13 protein-coding genes and 1 pseudogene are annotated in these 14,727 nt (G+C 39.0%); 9 read left to right on the top strand and 5 right to left on the bottom strand.

What is annotated here, in order from left to right; translation table 11 throughout:
• Nucleotides 1-133: 133 nt before the first annotated feature.
• The 4 genes and pseudogenes from B4C08_RS10395 (at nt 134) to B4C08_RS10410 (ending at nt 6,085) form a co-directional block, all read left to right on the top strand.
• Nucleotides 134-1,033, top strand: coding sequence for a hypothetical protein (locus tag B4C08_RS10395; protein ID WP_296665144.1), 900 nt, complete (start codon nt 134-136; stop codon nt 1,031-1,033).
• Nucleotides 1,030-2,319 (top strand): YhjD/YihY/BrkB family envelope integrity protein, encoded by a 1,290-nt coding sequence (locus B4C08_RS10400; protein ID WP_296665146.1) that lies wholly within the window; start codon nt 1,030-1,032, stop codon nt 2,317-2,319. Before B4C08_RS10395 ends, B4C08_RS10400 begins: the two co-directional genes overlap by 4 nt.
• Nucleotides 2,320-2,369: 50 nt before the next feature.
• Nucleotides 2,370-4,247, top strand: a complete 1,878-nt coding sequence (guaA, locus tag B4C08_RS10405; protein WP_296665148.1) for a glutamine-hydrolyzing GMP synthase — start codon at nt 2,370-2,372, stop codon at nt 4,245-4,247.
• Between the two features lie 284 nt (nt 4,248-4,531).
• Nucleotides 4,532-6,085, top strand: a pseudogene (locus tag B4C08_RS10410) (putative bifunctional diguanylate cyclase/phosphodiesterase).
• A 5-nt stretch (nt 6,086-6,090) separates the two neighbouring features.
• On the opposite strand, the gene B4C08_RS10415 reads toward B4C08_RS10410, so the two are convergent.
• Nucleotides 6,091-6,531, bottom strand: a complete 441-nt coding sequence (locus B4C08_RS10415; RefSeq protein WP_295795954.1) for a Holliday junction resolvase-like protein — start codon at nt 6,529-6,531, stop codon at nt 6,091-6,093.
• Nucleotides 6,532-6,553: 22 nt separating this feature from the next.
• On the opposite strand from B4C08_RS10415, the gene B4C08_RS10420 reads away from it, so the two are divergent.
• The 5 genes from B4C08_RS10420 to B4C08_RS10440 all read left to right on the top strand — a co-directional run bounded on the left by B4C08_RS10420 (nt 6,554) and on the right by B4C08_RS10440 (nt 10,864).
• Entirely contained in the window at nt 6,554-7,777 is a 1,224-nt protein-coding gene (locus tag B4C08_RS10420; protein WP_296665151.1) for an OmpA family protein, read from the top strand.
• Between the two features lie 69 nt (nt 7,778-7,846).
• Nucleotides 7,847-8,509, top strand: coding sequence for an amino acid ABC transporter permease (locus B4C08_RS10425; protein WP_296665153.1), 663 nt, complete (start codon nt 7,847-7,849; stop codon nt 8,507-8,509).
• Nucleotides 8,487-9,191: an amino acid ABC transporter permease gene (locus tag B4C08_RS10430; RefSeq protein ID WP_296665155.1), complete on the top strand. Its 705-nt coding sequence runs from the start codon at nt 8,487-8,489 to the stop codon at nt 9,189-9,191. The genes B4C08_RS10425 and B4C08_RS10430 overlap by 23 nt, the downstream gene beginning before the upstream one ends.
• Nucleotides 9,192-9,213: 22 nt before the next feature.
• Nucleotides 9,214-9,960: an amino acid ABC transporter ATP-binding protein gene (locus B4C08_RS10435; RefSeq protein ID WP_414717794.1), complete on the top strand. Its 747-nt coding sequence runs from the start codon at nt 9,214-9,216 to the stop codon at nt 9,958-9,960.
• Between the two features lie 67 nt (nt 9,961-10,027).
• Nucleotides 10,028-10,864 (top strand): cysteine ABC transporter substrate-binding protein, encoded by an 837-nt coding sequence (locus B4C08_RS10440; protein WP_295795942.1) that lies wholly within the window; start codon nt 10,028-10,030, stop codon nt 10,862-10,864.
• Here B4C08_RS10440 and B4C08_RS10445 read toward each other — a convergent pair.
• From B4C08_RS10445 to B4C08_RS10460, 4 genes are all read right to left on the bottom strand, one after another.
• Nucleotides 10,861-11,844: an SAM-dependent methyltransferase gene (locus B4C08_RS10445; protein ID WP_296665161.1), complete on the bottom strand. Its 984-nt coding sequence runs from the start codon at nt 11,842-11,844 to the stop codon at nt 10,861-10,863. The genes B4C08_RS10440 and B4C08_RS10445 overlap by 4 nt on opposite strands.
• Nucleotides 11,841-12,230, bottom strand: coding sequence for a PilZ domain-containing protein (locus B4C08_RS10450; RefSeq protein ID WP_296665164.1), 390 nt, complete (start codon nt 12,228-12,230; stop codon nt 11,841-11,843). Before B4C08_RS10450 ends, B4C08_RS10445 begins: the two co-directional genes overlap by 4 nt.
• A gap of 1 nt (nt 12,231) precedes the next feature.
• A complete protein-coding gene (ilvB, locus tag B4C08_RS10455; RefSeq protein ID WP_296665165.1) occupies nt 12,232-13,965 on the bottom strand; it encodes a biosynthetic-type acetolactate synthase large subunit in 1,734 nt (577 codons plus the stop codon).
• A 112-nt stretch (nt 13,966-14,077) separates the two neighbouring features.
• Nucleotides 14,078-14,727 (bottom strand): dihydroxy-acid dehydratase (locus B4C08_RS10460; protein WP_296665167.1); only part of this gene is annotated, 650 nt, incomplete at its 5' end.

The following is a 14,727-nucleotide window of genomic DNA, read 5'->3' on the forward strand; positions in this document are numbered from 1 at the left end:
AATGACAAAAAAGATACTTTTGAGACATCCCCACAATAAAGCCATACTGCGCATTCTGTTCAGTATGGCAAATTTGTTTTCTAATTTGCAAAATTCAGCAAGCAGGCTTATAATATCAGCTAGGAAAGAATCAATGGCAGAACAGACAGACTTTGATATGTACGGCAGAAAAATATTCTTCTTAAATCCTGCTTATGCAATAAAAAAAGACATAATAAGCAGCCTGAGGAAAAAAGAATACGAAGTCTACATTATCGAAAACTACCGCGATGCAAAAAATCTTCTGCGGAAAAATCCCGGCTCTGTTCTGTTTATAAATATTGACGCGCAACTTTCAATAGGCGCCTGGTTCAATTTTCTGCGAAGTTTCGACAAAGAAGAAAGCCTCAAGACAATTCAGGCGACAGTCATTTCCGAAAAAATAAAGCAAAACGAAATTGAGCTGTTCTCAAAATTTTCGGATTCAGAAAACAGCGTAATTGATTTTTCAGATGGAATAGAAAAAGTTTCCGAGCACATACAGAATATTCTTGCCAAAACAAACGCAAAAGGAAGACGGCAGTATATCCGGGCAAATTTAATGCACGACAAGGACGCGTCTTTATTTTGGAACCACGGAAGCAAAATGCACCAGCTCAAACTTTTTGATTTAAGTTCTGTGGGAATGGCTGTAAAAATTCCTGCCGGGCTTGAAAGCCTTATAATTGCAAAAAACTACATACTTCAAGATGTAACGCTCAGGCTGGGAACAAAGCAGGTTGTAACAGAAGCAGTTGTTTTCGCAGTAAAAAAAACGGAGCAAGGAACAATCTGGGTTCTTCTCCTCGCGCCGCAAACACCTACTGCTGTAAAGGACGAAATCCGTCAGTATGTTTTTAAAACAATTGAAGACAAGATGATAGTTTCAATAAACGAAGAACGCAAAGACGACACTGACTATGCGCAGCTGGACTACTACAACTTTGCGGCAAAGACAAAAACAAAATCCAAGCCTTCAACTTTTTCAAGCCAGCCCGGACATAACTTTTCATGACTTTAGGCAAAAAACAGCTAAAAAAAATTTCACTATTCAGCATTGTGCAGTCGCTTTATTTAAGTTCAAGCTTGTTTTTTTCAAATGACTTGATTTCTTCAGCTTCTGCCTGCGCATTTGGATTTTTGCTTTCAGTTGTTCCAATCAGCATGATTATTTGCGTTGTGCTTCTTAGAGTTCTGCACGCTTCCCCGGAAACTGTTTCTGCACTTATTTCTTCAAGTCCGTTTTCAAGCCAGATTATAAGCATAGAAGATTCGCTTCCGAAATCGCTTAAGCTTGTTACAAATTTTGAAGTTGTAATTATTGCGGCTGTTGTGTGGATGTCAAGAAGATTTTTCAGTTCTGTGATTGTTGGGCTGAAAAGAATTTTTGGAAAAGATGCAAAATCGCGTCCTGTAAAAAATATGTTTCTTGTTTTTACTGGAGAAGCTCTTTTTGTAATTTTATTTTCACTGATAATTTTCATAACAATCAGCTTAAAGACAATCGTGCTCGTTCCAAGGTTCTACGGAATTCTTGAGCCTCTGAATCACATTGCCGATTTGATTTCCAAGACAGCCGCTGGTTTTGTTCCGTTTATAATTTTATTTGCCGCAACTGCATTCACATATAAATTCGGAAGCAGAACAAATCCGTCCTGGGGAATAAGCATTTTGTCTTCAGCAGGAACTTGCGCTTCGTTCTGGATTCTTACAAAAGTCTTTCACCTGTTTGTGAACATAAACCGTTACAACATGGTCTACGGAGTTTTAAGCAACATTATTGTAATTCTCATGGGCGTGTTTTTTTTCTTTATAATTTTTTTCTTTTTTGCGCAGTGGCTTTATGTCTATCAGTTTTTTGAAACGTTGCTTTTGTGCGAGCTTTATCTTCTTCCTGAAAAACAAGACGGAAAATTCTTTTCAAACATAAAGCGGTTTCTTTTTATAAATCCGTATTTTCTTCTTAAGAAAAATTCCCACGCATTAAATTTTGACGACGGAAATTTTGTATACAGAAAAAATTCAAAAAGCGAATTCTGTTTTTACATTGCAAGCGGAAGCATTTTGCTTATCCACAAAAATGAAGGGCAGGTTTTAAATCAAGGCGCGTTTTTTGGCGAGGGAGAATGTCTTTTAAAGAAGCACCGGCAGGAAGACGCAGTTTCAATTGGAAAATCAAAAGTCATAAAAATCCCTTATTCCGTATTCCAAAAGCTCATAGAAAAAAATCCAAAAATCGGAGTAAAGGCTCTTTCTCAAATAAGAAAATACTCCAAGAGAACTTTTTCAGTCCAAGAATAAAATTCCTTTTAACTTGGCTAAAACATGGATATGAGATATAATTGTATTTCATGGAACGTTTAAAAATTGTTGTTTTAGATTTTGGAAGCCAGTATGCCCACCTTATTGCAAAAAGATTCCGCATGATGGGTTATTATTCAGAAATCGCCTTGCCTTCCGCCGGGCTTGAAACATTCAAAAATGCAAAAGGAATTGTGCTTAGCGGAGGTCCGTCCAGTATCTATGATAAAAATGCTCCTGAATTCAATTCTGAAATTCTTAAGCTTGATATTCCAATCCTTGGTCTTTGCTACGGACATTATGTAGTTCAAACCGGCTACAATGGAAAAGCTCAAAAAGCTTTAGTTGGAGAATTCGGATTTGCAACTTTAGAACTTAATCAAAATATAAAATGCCCGCTGTTTGAAGAAATTGAAAGTCCTCAGCAAGTTTGGATGAGCCATCAGGATGCTGTTGTAAAGCCAGGAGACGACTTTGAAACTGTCGGTTCAACAAAAGACTGCGAATTCGCCGCGCTTCAGAATCTTGAAAAAAAACGTTTCAGTCTTCAGTTCCACTGCGAAGTAAAGGACACACCTTGCGGAAATAAAATTCTTGAAAACTTTGCGAAGTTCTGCGGAATGGAAAAAAACTGGGATCAGGACACAGTTCTAAATCACATAATCGATTCCATAAAAAATCAGGCAAATGGCAAAAATGTTCTTCTCTTTTTAAGCGGCGGAGTTGATTCCACTGTTGCGTTCGCGCTTTTAAACAAGGCGTTGGGGCAGGAAAGAGTTTTGGGACTTCACATTGACAATGGCTTTATGCGCAAGAATGAAAGCAAGAAAGTTGAAGAGGCATACAAAAGCCATGGATTTTCAAATTTCATTGTTGAAGACGCAAGCAAAAGTTTTTTAAAGGCTGTAGAAAATCTTACCGACCCGCAGAAAAAACGAATGGCTATTGGCGAAAATTTTATTACAGTGCGCAATGAAGTTGTGGCAAAGCAAAAGCTTGATGAAGACAAATGGCTTTTGGCGCAGGGAACTTTGTATCCGGACATCATTGAAAGCGGCGGAACAAAAAATTCAAATGTTATAAAAACTCATCATAACCGCGTAGACGGAATACAAAAGCTAATTGAAAAAGGCTTGATTATTGAGCCTTTAAAAGATTTATATAAAGATGAAGTTCGCGCAATTGGAAAAAAACTCGGGCTTGAAGACGAGCTTGTAATGCGCCATCCTTTCCCCGGACCTGGACTGAGCATCAATGTGCTTTGTTCCAACGGAACAATGGCGGACAATGACAAAGAAGAATTTAAAAAAGCGCAGGAAGAATTTTCAAAGGTTCAGCTTGAAATGTTCTGCGCAAAATGTTCTGCAAGTCTTGAAAAATATATTCTGCCTGTAAAATCCGTAGGCGTTCAGGGAGACTTCCGCACTTACAGATTTCCGTCTGTAATCAGCTTTGCAAAAACGGAAAATGGCTTTTATCATCTTCCAAAAAAATGGGAAAAACTTGAAGCAGCCTCAAGTCAGATTACAAACAGCGCGTCATTTATAAACAGAACGATAATCCGCTTGTGGCAAAATCCTTTTGTAAAAGACGAAGACTTAAAGCTTCAGGAAGGTTACTGCACAAAAAACAAATTGGATCAGACACGTGATGCTGACGACATAGTTCTTACCGCTCTTCATAAAAGCGGCTGGTACAATAAAATTTTCCAGCATCTTACAATCAATTTGCCTTACGCTTCGTCAAAGGAAAGATGCAGTTTTGTGTTGCGCCCGCTTTGCTCAGAAGATGTAATGACGGCAAGATTCGCGCAGCTTCCGCAGGATCTTCTTATGGAGATTGTGCAGGAAATTTCAAAGCTGTCTTATGTTGATGCAATATTTTTTGATCTCACAAACAAGCCGCCTGCAACATTCGGCTGGGAATAAACTTTCAATGCTGTTAAAGACTTACAAAAGTTTTTTTCAACACTTTCAATTAAAAAATGTAAAGGAATTTTATGCTTGAACTTTCTGAATATAAAACTATCTTGGACACAATTCCGGCTGCGGTTATTATTGCAGCTCCAGTAAAGCAGGACGAAAAAATAACGGACTTCTCAATTGTCTACGTGAATGAATGTTTCAGAAGCCTTACAAAAAATTTTATAAAGGAAGACGTTCTGTTTTCAAGTTTCAAAGAAAAAATCAGCCAAGACATAAGCTGGTTTGATATGGCGGTTGAAACTATAAAAACAAAAAAGACAATTGAAGAAACTTTTTACTCGCATAATTTTTCTATATGGATTCAGCTTGTTGCAAAATGTGTTCCGGGCGATTACGTTGCGGTTTCGCTGACAAATGTTTCTCAGGCAAAAGAATACGAGTCAGCACTGAGCGAGCAGAACAAAAAACTTGAAGAAGTAACAAATCAGCTAAAATCAAGCAGACTGAATTTGGATTCTCAGCTAAAGAATATTCAGCAGCTGAATGAACAGCTTTTATTTGCGGCATATCACGATTCCCTTACCGACCTTTACAACCGCGCATGGCTTTCTACAATGATGAAAGTTCAGATAAAAGAAGCAACTGAAAAAGATGAAAAGTTTGGAATTCTTTTGTTCGACATTGACAACATGAAAGACATCAATGACTCAAGAGGACATAATGCAGGCGATGAGCTTTTAAAGCAAGTTGCAACAATTCTCAAGCTCATGGAGTCAAAAACGGTTACCGCAACAAGATTCGGCGGAGATGAATTTGTGCTTTTGTACAAAAATATAAAAGACCGCGATGAAGCTATAGAAATTTCAAAGAAAGCCCTTCGTTTTTTAAATGCGGAAGGAATTGGAATTTCAGGCGGAATTGCAATCTTCCCGGACGACTCAAAAAAATCCGAAGACCTTTTAAAGTTCGCTGACATGGCAAAAATAGAAGCAAAGAAAAACGGTAAAAATAATGTCGCCTGCTTCCATTCGCTCATGCAGGAAAAATTCCTAAGCAAGCTAAATATAGAAACAAAAATGTCAAAGGCAATGGCAAGCAGAAATTTTCAACTTTATTATCAGCCGCAGTTTGACGCAAAGACAAAAGAACTTCGTGGATTTGAAGCGCTTCTTAGATGGTACGACAGCGACTTAGGCTGGATAAGTCCTGAACAGTTCATTCCGCTTGCTGAAGAAACTCATCTTGTTCTTCCGCTTGGAGACTGGGTTATGACAACCGCTCTTGCAACAATCAAAGAATGAGAAATGAAATTCAGCTTCAACGGAATAATGTCTGTGAATGTTTCTCCAGTTCAGTTTGTTCAAGAAGATTTTATTGAAAAGCTGTTTAAGAAAATTGAAAAATCAGGAATAGACAAAAAGCATCTTGAAATTAAAATTACAGAAGGCGTTCTTATTGACAACGTGGAAGACACAATATCCAAACTGAACAAAATAAGAGAGCAAGGCGTGGGACTTTCGCTCGATGACTTTGGAACAGGATATTCTTCATTAAGATACTTACAGCTTCTGCCTCTTACAACTTTAAAAATTGACAAGTCGTTTGTTTCGAATATTGCGGCAAAAGACGGATTTGAAGCGAACCTTACAGAAAGCATTATTTCTCTTGTTTCAAAAATGGGATTGAACACAATTGCTGAAGGTGTTGAAAATGAAGAGCAGTTGAAAATGATTCAGAAATTCAACTGCCGCACAATCCAAGGATTCCTGCTTGGAAAACCAATGCCAAAAGAGCAATGCGAAAAACTTCTTGTAGAAAACTTGAGCAAAATCAACAGCTAGAAGTTTTAAACCTTGCCACTTCCGCCGGGAATTCTATATTCAAGATATTTCACTCTGCCCTGTTCTATTGCCAGCTTGATTTGTTTTTCCCGCGGACTTAGCTTGCTCTGCCCTGACTTTACTTCTATAAAATAAATTTCTTCTATATCATTGCCTTCTGCGCTTCCAGGAAAAGCAACAAAATCAATAGGCTTTCCAACAAAACGCACATCGCCTGGATTGCACGGAAAACCTGGCAAAAACGGCGCAATCTGCTCACTGAACTGTCCGCCCAAAACTGAACGGCTTCTGTTCACGGCATCTTTTCTTTGCTTCTTAAATTCTGAAACCGTTTTTAACTTTTGCACAATCCGTCCCAAAACAAAGCCAATTAGCATCATGCAAATCATTGAAATGCAAAAAATAAATTTTCCGTTTAAAAGTTCATGCACTGTTGAAATTTCCATGATTCAATTTTATCATATCAGCATGAAAAGAAAAATCTTATTGATTTCAGTTTTGTTAATTTTTGCATCTTCACTTTTTGCACAGGAAAATACAGAAAGCGTTAAGTTTGAATTTAAATATCAGAAAGGCGACCGCTACAGAATTCTTTCAACAGTTGACGAAGACATTTTTGTAAATCACCGCAAAAGCCACCATTCAATAATCGTAAATAGAGTTTCCGCGGAAATTACAGACGTAACAAAAGACGGACAAGGAATCCACGACTGCATTTTTATGACAACGGAAGATTCCACAGGAACTTACACAGGCGCAAGATTTTCTTACGGAAAAGATTACAAAAGCATTTTTAAAAGAAGCAAAAACGGAACTTACACAATCGCAGACGAATATTTTATGCCGACTGTGCGCGATGTTCCGATTTTTCCAAACAAAGAAATTTTACCGGGAGAAAAATGGAGTGCAAAAGGACACGAAGCCCACGACTTAAGAAAAGGATTTGGAATTGAAAAACCGTACAAAGTTCCATTCAACGCCGAATACACTTACGAGGGACGCGATGAAAATTCCGGGCTTTATAAAATAAGAGTACGCTACACAATGTATATGGAAAATCCTCCGATACAAAATTATGAGCTTGATGACTATCCAGTTACAACTCGTGGATTCAGTGACGAGACAATTTTTTGGGACAACGAAAAGGGCGCAATTGACCACTACACCGAGTCTTTCAGAATTTCTATAGAAACTGCCGCAGGAAATATTTTTGAATTTAGAGGAACTGCCCATGCAGAAGTTACAGAATTTGCAAGGACAAATACAACAGAAAACATTTCTTCCGTGCAGAAAAAAATAAAAGAACTTGGACTTGAAAATGTTACCGTAAAGCCGGATGAAAAGGGACTTACAATCGCAATAGAAAACATTCAGTTTGAGCCGGACAGCGCAGTACTCTTGGAAAGCGAAAAACTTAAAATTCAGCAGATTGCAAAAATCCTTGAAAGCTGGCCTGACAACGACATTTTAGTTACGGGACACACAGCACTTGCAGGAACAGAAAAAATGCGGAAAATTCTAAGTGAAGAAAGAGCAAGCGCAGTGGCAGAATATTTAATTGGACTAAACGTGCGAGACAGATTCCATGTATTCACGCAAGGCTTTGGAGCAGAACGCCCAATCGCAACCAATAGAACAGAAGAAGGCAAATCAAGAAACCGCCGCGTTGAAATCACAATAATGGATAAATAATTCAGAGGAAATTTTTAAAGCGAAAGTCTGTTGACCAATATTTCTTTTCCAATTAGACTTATAGGAATTATGGACTTTGGCTTTATTCATCAAGTGATTCCTCTGTACGAAAAAGCTGCGATTCTGACTTTAAAAGCCGGGCTTGCAGGAGTTGTTCTTTCAATTGCGCTTGGACTTTTTTGTGCTGTAATCCGCTATTGGAAAATTCCTGTTGCAAAAGAAATTGTAAAAGCATACACAGAGCTTTCACGGAACACGCCATTGTTAATCCAATTGTTTTTTTTGTACTTTGCTTTTCCGAAAATGGGAATAAAACTTTCTTCTGAACAATGCGGAATAATAGGTTTGACTTTTTTAGGCGGAAGCTACATGGCAGAAACATTCAGAAGCTCGCTTGAAACAGTCGGAAGAATTCAGCTTGAATCAGGAAGATGCATCGGGCTTACAGAATTTCAAATTGCGAGATTTGTAATTCTTCCGCAGGCGTTTTCAGTTTCCATACCGGGAATTTGCGCAAACACAATGTTCCTTATAAAAGAAACTTCAATGTTCAGCGCAGTCGCACTTGCAGACCTTATGTACATTGCAAAAGATTTAATCGGTCTTTATTACAAAACAGAAGAAGCACTTTTCCTTTTGGTCGTTTCATATTTTATTTTGCTTTTGCCAATAACAATTTTAAGTTCATTTGCAGAAAGGAAGCTCCGCTATGCACAGTTCGGAAATGCTTGATTCAATTACAAATTCATTCAACGTAATTTTCATGGGTAAAAATTTTCTGCGTCTTTTGCAGGGACTTCTTGTTACAATTGAAATCGCGGCAGTTTCCGTAGTTTTTTCAATTATACTTGGATTTTTGCTCGGCGCGCTTATGACTGTAAAAATAAAGCCGCTCCAAATTATCTGCAAAATTTATCTTGAGTTCATGCGCATTATGCCTCAGCTCGTTTTACTTTTTTTGGCGTACTTCGGACTTACAAGAGCATTCGGAATTTCAATCAGCGGAGAAGCGGCATCTGTTCTAGTGTTCACGCTTTGGGGAACTGCGGAAATGGGAGACCTTGTGAGAGGCGCGCTTGAAAGCATTCCGCGTCATCAATACGAAAGCGCAAAATCAATCGGACTTAATGAAAAGCAGATTTACATTTACGTAATCATTCCACAGACTTTGAGACGGCTTATTCCGCTTGCAATGAATTTAATTACAAGAATGATAAAGACAACTTCTATTGTAGTTTTTGTCGGTGTAATCGAAGTTGTAAAAATTGGTCAGCAAATAATTGACGCAAACCGGCTTACAGTTCCCACAGCCGCAATAGCAGTTTACGCTGTTATTTTTTTCATGTACTTTATAGTTTGTTGGCCGCTTTCGATTCTTGCAGGAAAACTTGAAAAACGCCAAAAAGACAATTAAAACTTTGGAGAAAAAAATGAGCTTGCTAGAAATAAAAGACATAAAAAAAGAATTCCCAAAAGTCGGCGGAATTTTAAACGGAGTTTCACTTGAAGTTGAACGCGGAGAAGTCGTTGTAATTTTAGGACCTTCCGGATGCGGAAAAAGCACGCTTCTAAGATGCATAAACGGACTTGAAGAAATTCAGCAAGGTGAAATTCTTTTAGACGGCGAAATAATCAGCAACAGAAAAAAGAATATGCATTTAATCCGCCAAAAAATAGGAATGGTTTTTCAAAGCTACGATTTGTTTCCACATTTAACTGTTGAAAAAAATATTTTGCTTGGACCTTTAAAAGCGCAGGGAAGAAAAGCAGATGAAGTGAAAAAAGAAGCGGAGCTGTGGCTTGAAAGAGTCGGACTTCTTGAAAAAAAAGATTCGTATCCAAGAGAACTTTCCGGCGGTCAGAAACAGAGAGTCGCTATTGTCCGCGCGCTTTGCATGCACCCAGAAGTTCTTTTGTTCGATGAAGTTACAGCGGCTCTTGACCCTGAAATGGTGCGCGAAGTTCTGGACGTAATGGTAAACCTTGCAAAAGAAGGACGCACGATGGTAATTGTAACCCATCAGCTGGAATTTGCCCGTGCAGTTGCAGACAGAATTGTTTTCATTGACGAAGGAAAAATTGTAGAAATATCAAAGCCAGAACAGTTCTTTAACAATCCGAAAACTGAACGCGCCAGAAAATTCTTAAAAGCCTTTATGTTCGACAAAGTAAAAAATACTTGAAATTGCGCTTGACATTTTCCTATCAAATAAGTATGTTTATTCTATCTTAAACAAAAGAGGTAGAAGTATGAAAACAAAAAAAGGAATTATTCTTGCCGCCGGAATTGCAGCAGTTCTTAGTTTATTTTCAGCTTGCACAAAAGAAAATAAAACTTCCGCAAGAACTGTTGAGCAGATAAAGAAAAGCGGAGAAATAAAAATTGCAGTATTCAGCGACAAAAAGCCTTTTGGATACGTTGATGAATATGGCGAATATCAAGGCTACGATGTTTACTTTGGAAACCGCATTGCAAAAGACCTCGGCGTAAAAGTAAAATATGTTCCAGTTGAAGCCGCAAGCCGCGTTGAATTTCTTGTTACAGGAAAAGTTGACATTGTTCTTGCAAATTTCACTGTAACTCCAGAACGTGCGGAAAAAGTTGACTTTGCTCTTCCGTATATGAAAGTTGCTCTTGGAGTTGTTTCACCGGAATCAGCTCTTGTTACAAAGCCGGAAGACTTGATTGGAAAAAAACTTATAATCAGCAAAGGAACAACAGCTGAAACTTACTTTACAAAAAATTATCCAGAAGTTGAGCTTTTAAAATTCGATCAGTATGCAGAAGCCTATGCTGCGCTTCTTGATGGAAGAGGAGCTGGAATGTCAACAGACAACACAGAAGTTCTTGCCTGGGCTTTGGAAAATCCTGGATATAAAGTCGGAATAGAAAGCCTTGGAGAACTTGACACAATTGCCGCCGCAGTTCAAAAAGGAAATTCAAGTTTGCTTGAATGGCTCAACAATGAAATAGTAGAGCTTGGAAAAGAAAACTTCTTCCATGCCGACTATGAAGCAACTCTTCGTTCGACTTACGGAGCAGAATCTGACGCAGATGCTCTTGTAGTTGAAGGCGGAAAACTTTAAGATTTTTCGCAATGTATAAAAGTCAATTCATGCTTATTGTAATTTAAATGAATAACTTTACTGTCTGGAATTTCTTCAAACTTTGAAATCAAATTCCAGTCAGTTTTTCCTTGCATTTTTATTGTGCAGATCATCTTTTTAGTTTTTCCGCTTTCAATCCACATCTTTATCCATTCAAGAAGACGCTCAGGATAGCAAATCACATCGCTGAAAACCCAATCGAATTCTCCAAGCGATTCAGACTTCAATGTGAAAGCGTCATGCGCCAAAAATTCCACAAGCGGATTTTTCATTAAAGACGGAACAAGTTCGCTCCTGTCAACTGCAAAAACTTTTGCGCCTAAATTCACAAGAACATAAGTCCAGCCGCCGGGACACGCTCCAGCTTCAAAGCATCTTGAAGAAGCAGAAGGAAGTCCGCAGCCAAAAATGCTGTCTGCAACAGAAAGGCTTTCTTGAATTTTTAAATACGCCCGGCTCGGAGGATTTTCGTGATCTTCTATAAATGAAATTTTTCCTGCAGGAAGTGAACTGGAAGTTTTTGCAGAAGCAATCATCGTGCCTTTATCAAGCAAACAAAAAAGTCCAATTTCAGATGCAGGGAGTTTTACCGGAAAATTTTTGGGTTTGAAATTTATATACGGAAGTTTTTCCTGAATCAATGCGGCTCTTCTAAAACAAGTGGAACTGCATGAAGCCCAAGAACGCTGAATTTTTTTCAGTTCGCCGCTAGCTTCTCCAATTGAATCAAATTTCAAAATGAAAGGCTCAAGCATCGCGCTTCTGCAAAAATAAGGAACTTTAAAACTTCCGTCAGAATTTTTTATGTTGTAGTCAGGAATATAAAGAAGTTCTCCGTAAGCAACAGCATTTTCCATAGAAACAGAAAAACGTTCTTTTAGCTCGTCTCTTAGAATTCCATCCATTTCTGGAAAAGGAAGAAACGCCGCGCCTGAAATTTTTTCTATTGAAGTGCTCATTTTACAAATTCCGCTTCTGGAGAAATAATCATGTCAGCAAGATCAGGATTTTCCTCGGAACTTTCCTGAAGGCTGTTTATAAAAGAAGCCAATGCAGGAGAATCCGGAGAACGCAAAATTTTAAATCCAATTTCAGTTTCACTTTCGTCTTCTTTTTTCCATTTTGGAACACAGACAAATTCAAGCGGACGTGAAAAATCCTGCCGAGAAAAAGTTATAAAAACAGTATACTCATCTTCCGCATCTACAAAGACAGGATTTGGAAAATGCGCACTGAATCCAGACATACTTATATCTTCAAGAACTCCGGGCAAGGCGCAGATACGTTCACAATCAATGCGTCCAATTTCATTAAAACGCTCTTCCCCTCTGAGCTCCTTTTTCATATCAGTTCATAACCTCTTCGCTGAGTTTCATAATCATGTCGTAAATAGGTTTTCCGCCTGGAACCATAGGGAGCACCATTTCGTCAATGTCAACTTCAGCATCGATTACAGCCGGTTTTTTTGCATCAAAAGCTTCCTTGAAAACTTTTTCAAATTCCTTTGCATTGCTCGCCTTGTAACCTTTAATTCCGTAAGCATCGGCAAGCTTGCACCAGTCAGGTCCAAAGTCAAGAGTTGTCTGGCTGAATCTTTTTCCGTAGAAAAGACGCTGCCACATTCTTACATTTCCGAGCGCGTGATTGTTCACAACAATAATTACAATCGGAAGATTATAATGCTGAATTGTCGCAAGTTCGTTGCAGTTCATGCGGAATGAGCCATCGCCTGCAATATGAACAACACGGTTATTTTTGTCCGAAAACTGAACGCCCATTGCCGCTCCAGTTCCAAACCCCATTGTTCCAAGTCCGCCGGAAGTTATAAAAGTTCTAGGCTTTGTAAATGGATAAAACTGAGCAGCCCACATCTGATGCTGTCCAACTTCAGTTGTGATAAAAGTATTTTCACCTGCAATTTTGTTTATGCATTCGCAGATAAATTTTGGATTTATAGAATGCTCTGGCTTTTTGTCATAGCATTCAGGATATTCCTTTTTCCATGCTTGAATTTGCTCAATCCATTCTTTGCGTTCTTTTTTTTCAACAGAAGGAATAAGACGGCCAAGGATTTGCTTTAAATCTCCAACAAGAGATGTGTAAGCCGGAATATTTTTATTAATTTCCGCAGGGTCAATATCAATGTGAACAACTTTTGCGTTCTGTGCAAATTTAGAAGAATCCAAAATAACACGGTCGCTGAATCTTGAGCCAAGAGAAATCAAAAGATCGCATTCTGTAACGCCCATATTGCTTGCTTTTGTTCCGTGCATTCCAATCATCCAAGTGCATAACGGATGAGTTGCCGGGAATGAAGAGCGCGCCATAAGACTTTCACTTACAGGAATATTTGCTTTTTCTGCAAGCTCAAGAAGCTCTTTTTCTGCACCGCTTATTCCGATTCCGCCGCCAGCATAAATAAAAGGACGCTTTGAATTGTTTATCAGCTCTGCAACTTTTTTTATATTCTCTTCTGATGGAATATTTATTTCAGCAATTCTTTTTAAATTTGAATGATTTTCTATAAGAATGCCGTTTCGCTCATTTTCTTTTGAAAGCGGCTCAAATTCAACTTCCGCAGCAGTAACATCTTTTAAAATATCAATCAGAACAGGACCAGGACGACCGGTCTTTGCAATGAAAAAAGCTTCACGGATAGTTTTTGCCAAATCCTTTACATCGCGAACCATGAAGTTCTGCTTTGTAATAGGCATAGTTACGCCTGTAATGTCGATTTCCTGAAACGTATCTTTTCCCAAAAGATTGTTTGGAACATTGCAAGTAATTGCGATAATCGGACTTGAATCCATATACGCAGTTGCGATTCCAGTTACAAGGTTTGTAGCACCAGGACCGCTTGTTGCCATGCACACTCCGACTCTTCCTGTTGCACGGGCATATCCGTCTGCGGCGTGGGCAGCACCTTGTTCGTGCGCAGTTAATATGTGATTTATTCTGCCTGAATTCTTATAAAGAGCGTCATAAATGTTAAGAATGTTTCCGCCCGGATAACCAAAAACAGTATCAACTCCCTGCTCTATAAGACATTCTATAACAACTTGTGAACCTGTAATTTTCATTTCTTAATATTCCTTTCTGTTTTTTTTATTTACTGAAGAATTGCATTTTTATTTAGTCGCAGCCTGCGTCTGCTTACTGAGTTTATCTTTCGATAAACTCACACAACTATTTTTACTGTAGAATTGCTCCCTTATCGGCAGAACTTACCAATTTTGCGTAGCGCGCCAGATAGCCGGTTTTTACTTTTGGCTCTGGGGCAACCCATTTTGCCTTGCGTGCGGCAAGTTCCTCGTCGCTTACTTCAAGATGGATTTTGTAGTTGTTTATGTCCAAAGTAATTTTGTCGCCTTCCTGAACAAGCGCAATCGGACCGCCAACAGCCGCTTCAGGCGAACAGTGTCCAAGAGAAGCGCCACGTGTAGCACCGCTGAATCGTCCATCGGTGATAAGCGCAACCTGCTTGTCCAAGCCCTGGCCTGCAAGAGCCGCTGTAACCGCAAGCATCTCACGCATTCCAGGACCGCCTTTCGGACCTTCGTAACGGATTACAACAACATCGCCCGGCTTAATCTGGGACTTCTGGACAGCTTCCATTGCCTCACTTTCATCGTTGAACACGCGCGCAGGTCCTGTGTGGTGCATAAGCTCAGGAGCGCAGGCTGATCGTTTTACAACTGTTCCGTTCGGCGCAAGGTTTCCGAACAGAATCGCAATTCCGCCGTTGTCGCTGAACGGATTTTCAATCGGGCGAAGGATTTCAGGATTGCGGTTTTTTACGCCGGCAATATTTTCTGCGATTGTTTTTCCTGTGGCGGTAATCA

The organism is Treponema sp. UBA753, from assembly GCF_002297325.1.
Lineage (GTDB): Bacteria > Spirochaetota > Spirochaetia > Treponematales > Treponemataceae > Treponema_D.

What these genes read in the sequence shown, in the direction of transcription:
- B4C08_RS10440 (WP_295795942.1), top strand. Translation starts at nt 10,028, where the DNA reads ATGAAAACAAAAAAAGGAATTATTCTTGCCGCCGGAATTGCAGCAGTT.
- B4C08_RS10415 (WP_295795954.1), bottom strand. Translation starts at nt 6,531, where the DNA reads ATGGAAATTTCAACAGTGCATGAACTTTTAAACGGAAAATTTATTTTT.
- guaA (WP_296665148.1), top strand. Translation starts at nt 2,370, where the DNA reads ATGGAACGTTTAAAAATTGTTGTTTTAGATTTTGGAAGCCAGTATGCC.
- B4C08_RS10395 (WP_296665144.1), top strand. Translation starts at nt 134, where the DNA reads ATGGCAGAACAGACAGACTTTGATATGTACGGCAGAAAAATATTCTTC.
- B4C08_RS10400 (WP_296665146.1), top strand. Translation starts at nt 1,030, where the DNA reads ATGACTTTAGGCAAAAAACAGCTAAAAAAAATTTCACTATTCAGCATT.
- B4C08_RS10445 (WP_296665161.1), bottom strand. Translation starts at nt 11,844, where the DNA reads ATGAGCACTTCAATAGAAAAAATTTCAGGCGCGGCGTTTCTTCCTTTT.
- B4C08_RS10450 (WP_296665164.1), bottom strand. Translation starts at nt 12,230, where the DNA reads ATGAAAAAGGAGCTCAGAGGGGAAGAGCGTTTTAATGAAATTGGACGC.
- ilvB (WP_296665165.1), bottom strand. Translation starts at nt 13,965, where the DNA reads ATGAAAATTACAGGTTCACAAGTTGTTATAGAATGTCTTATAGAGCAG.
- B4C08_RS10425 (WP_296665153.1), top strand. Translation starts at nt 7,847, where the DNA reads ATGGACTTTGGCTTTATTCATCAAGTGATTCCTCTGTACGAAAAAGCT.
- B4C08_RS10420 (WP_296665151.1), top strand. Translation starts at nt 6,554, where the DNA reads ATGAAAAGAAAAATCTTATTGATTTCAGTTTTGTTAATTTTTGCATCT.
- B4C08_RS10430 (WP_296665155.1), top strand. Translation starts at nt 8,487, where the DNA reads ATGCACAGTTCGGAAATGCTTGATTCAATTACAAATTCATTCAACGTA.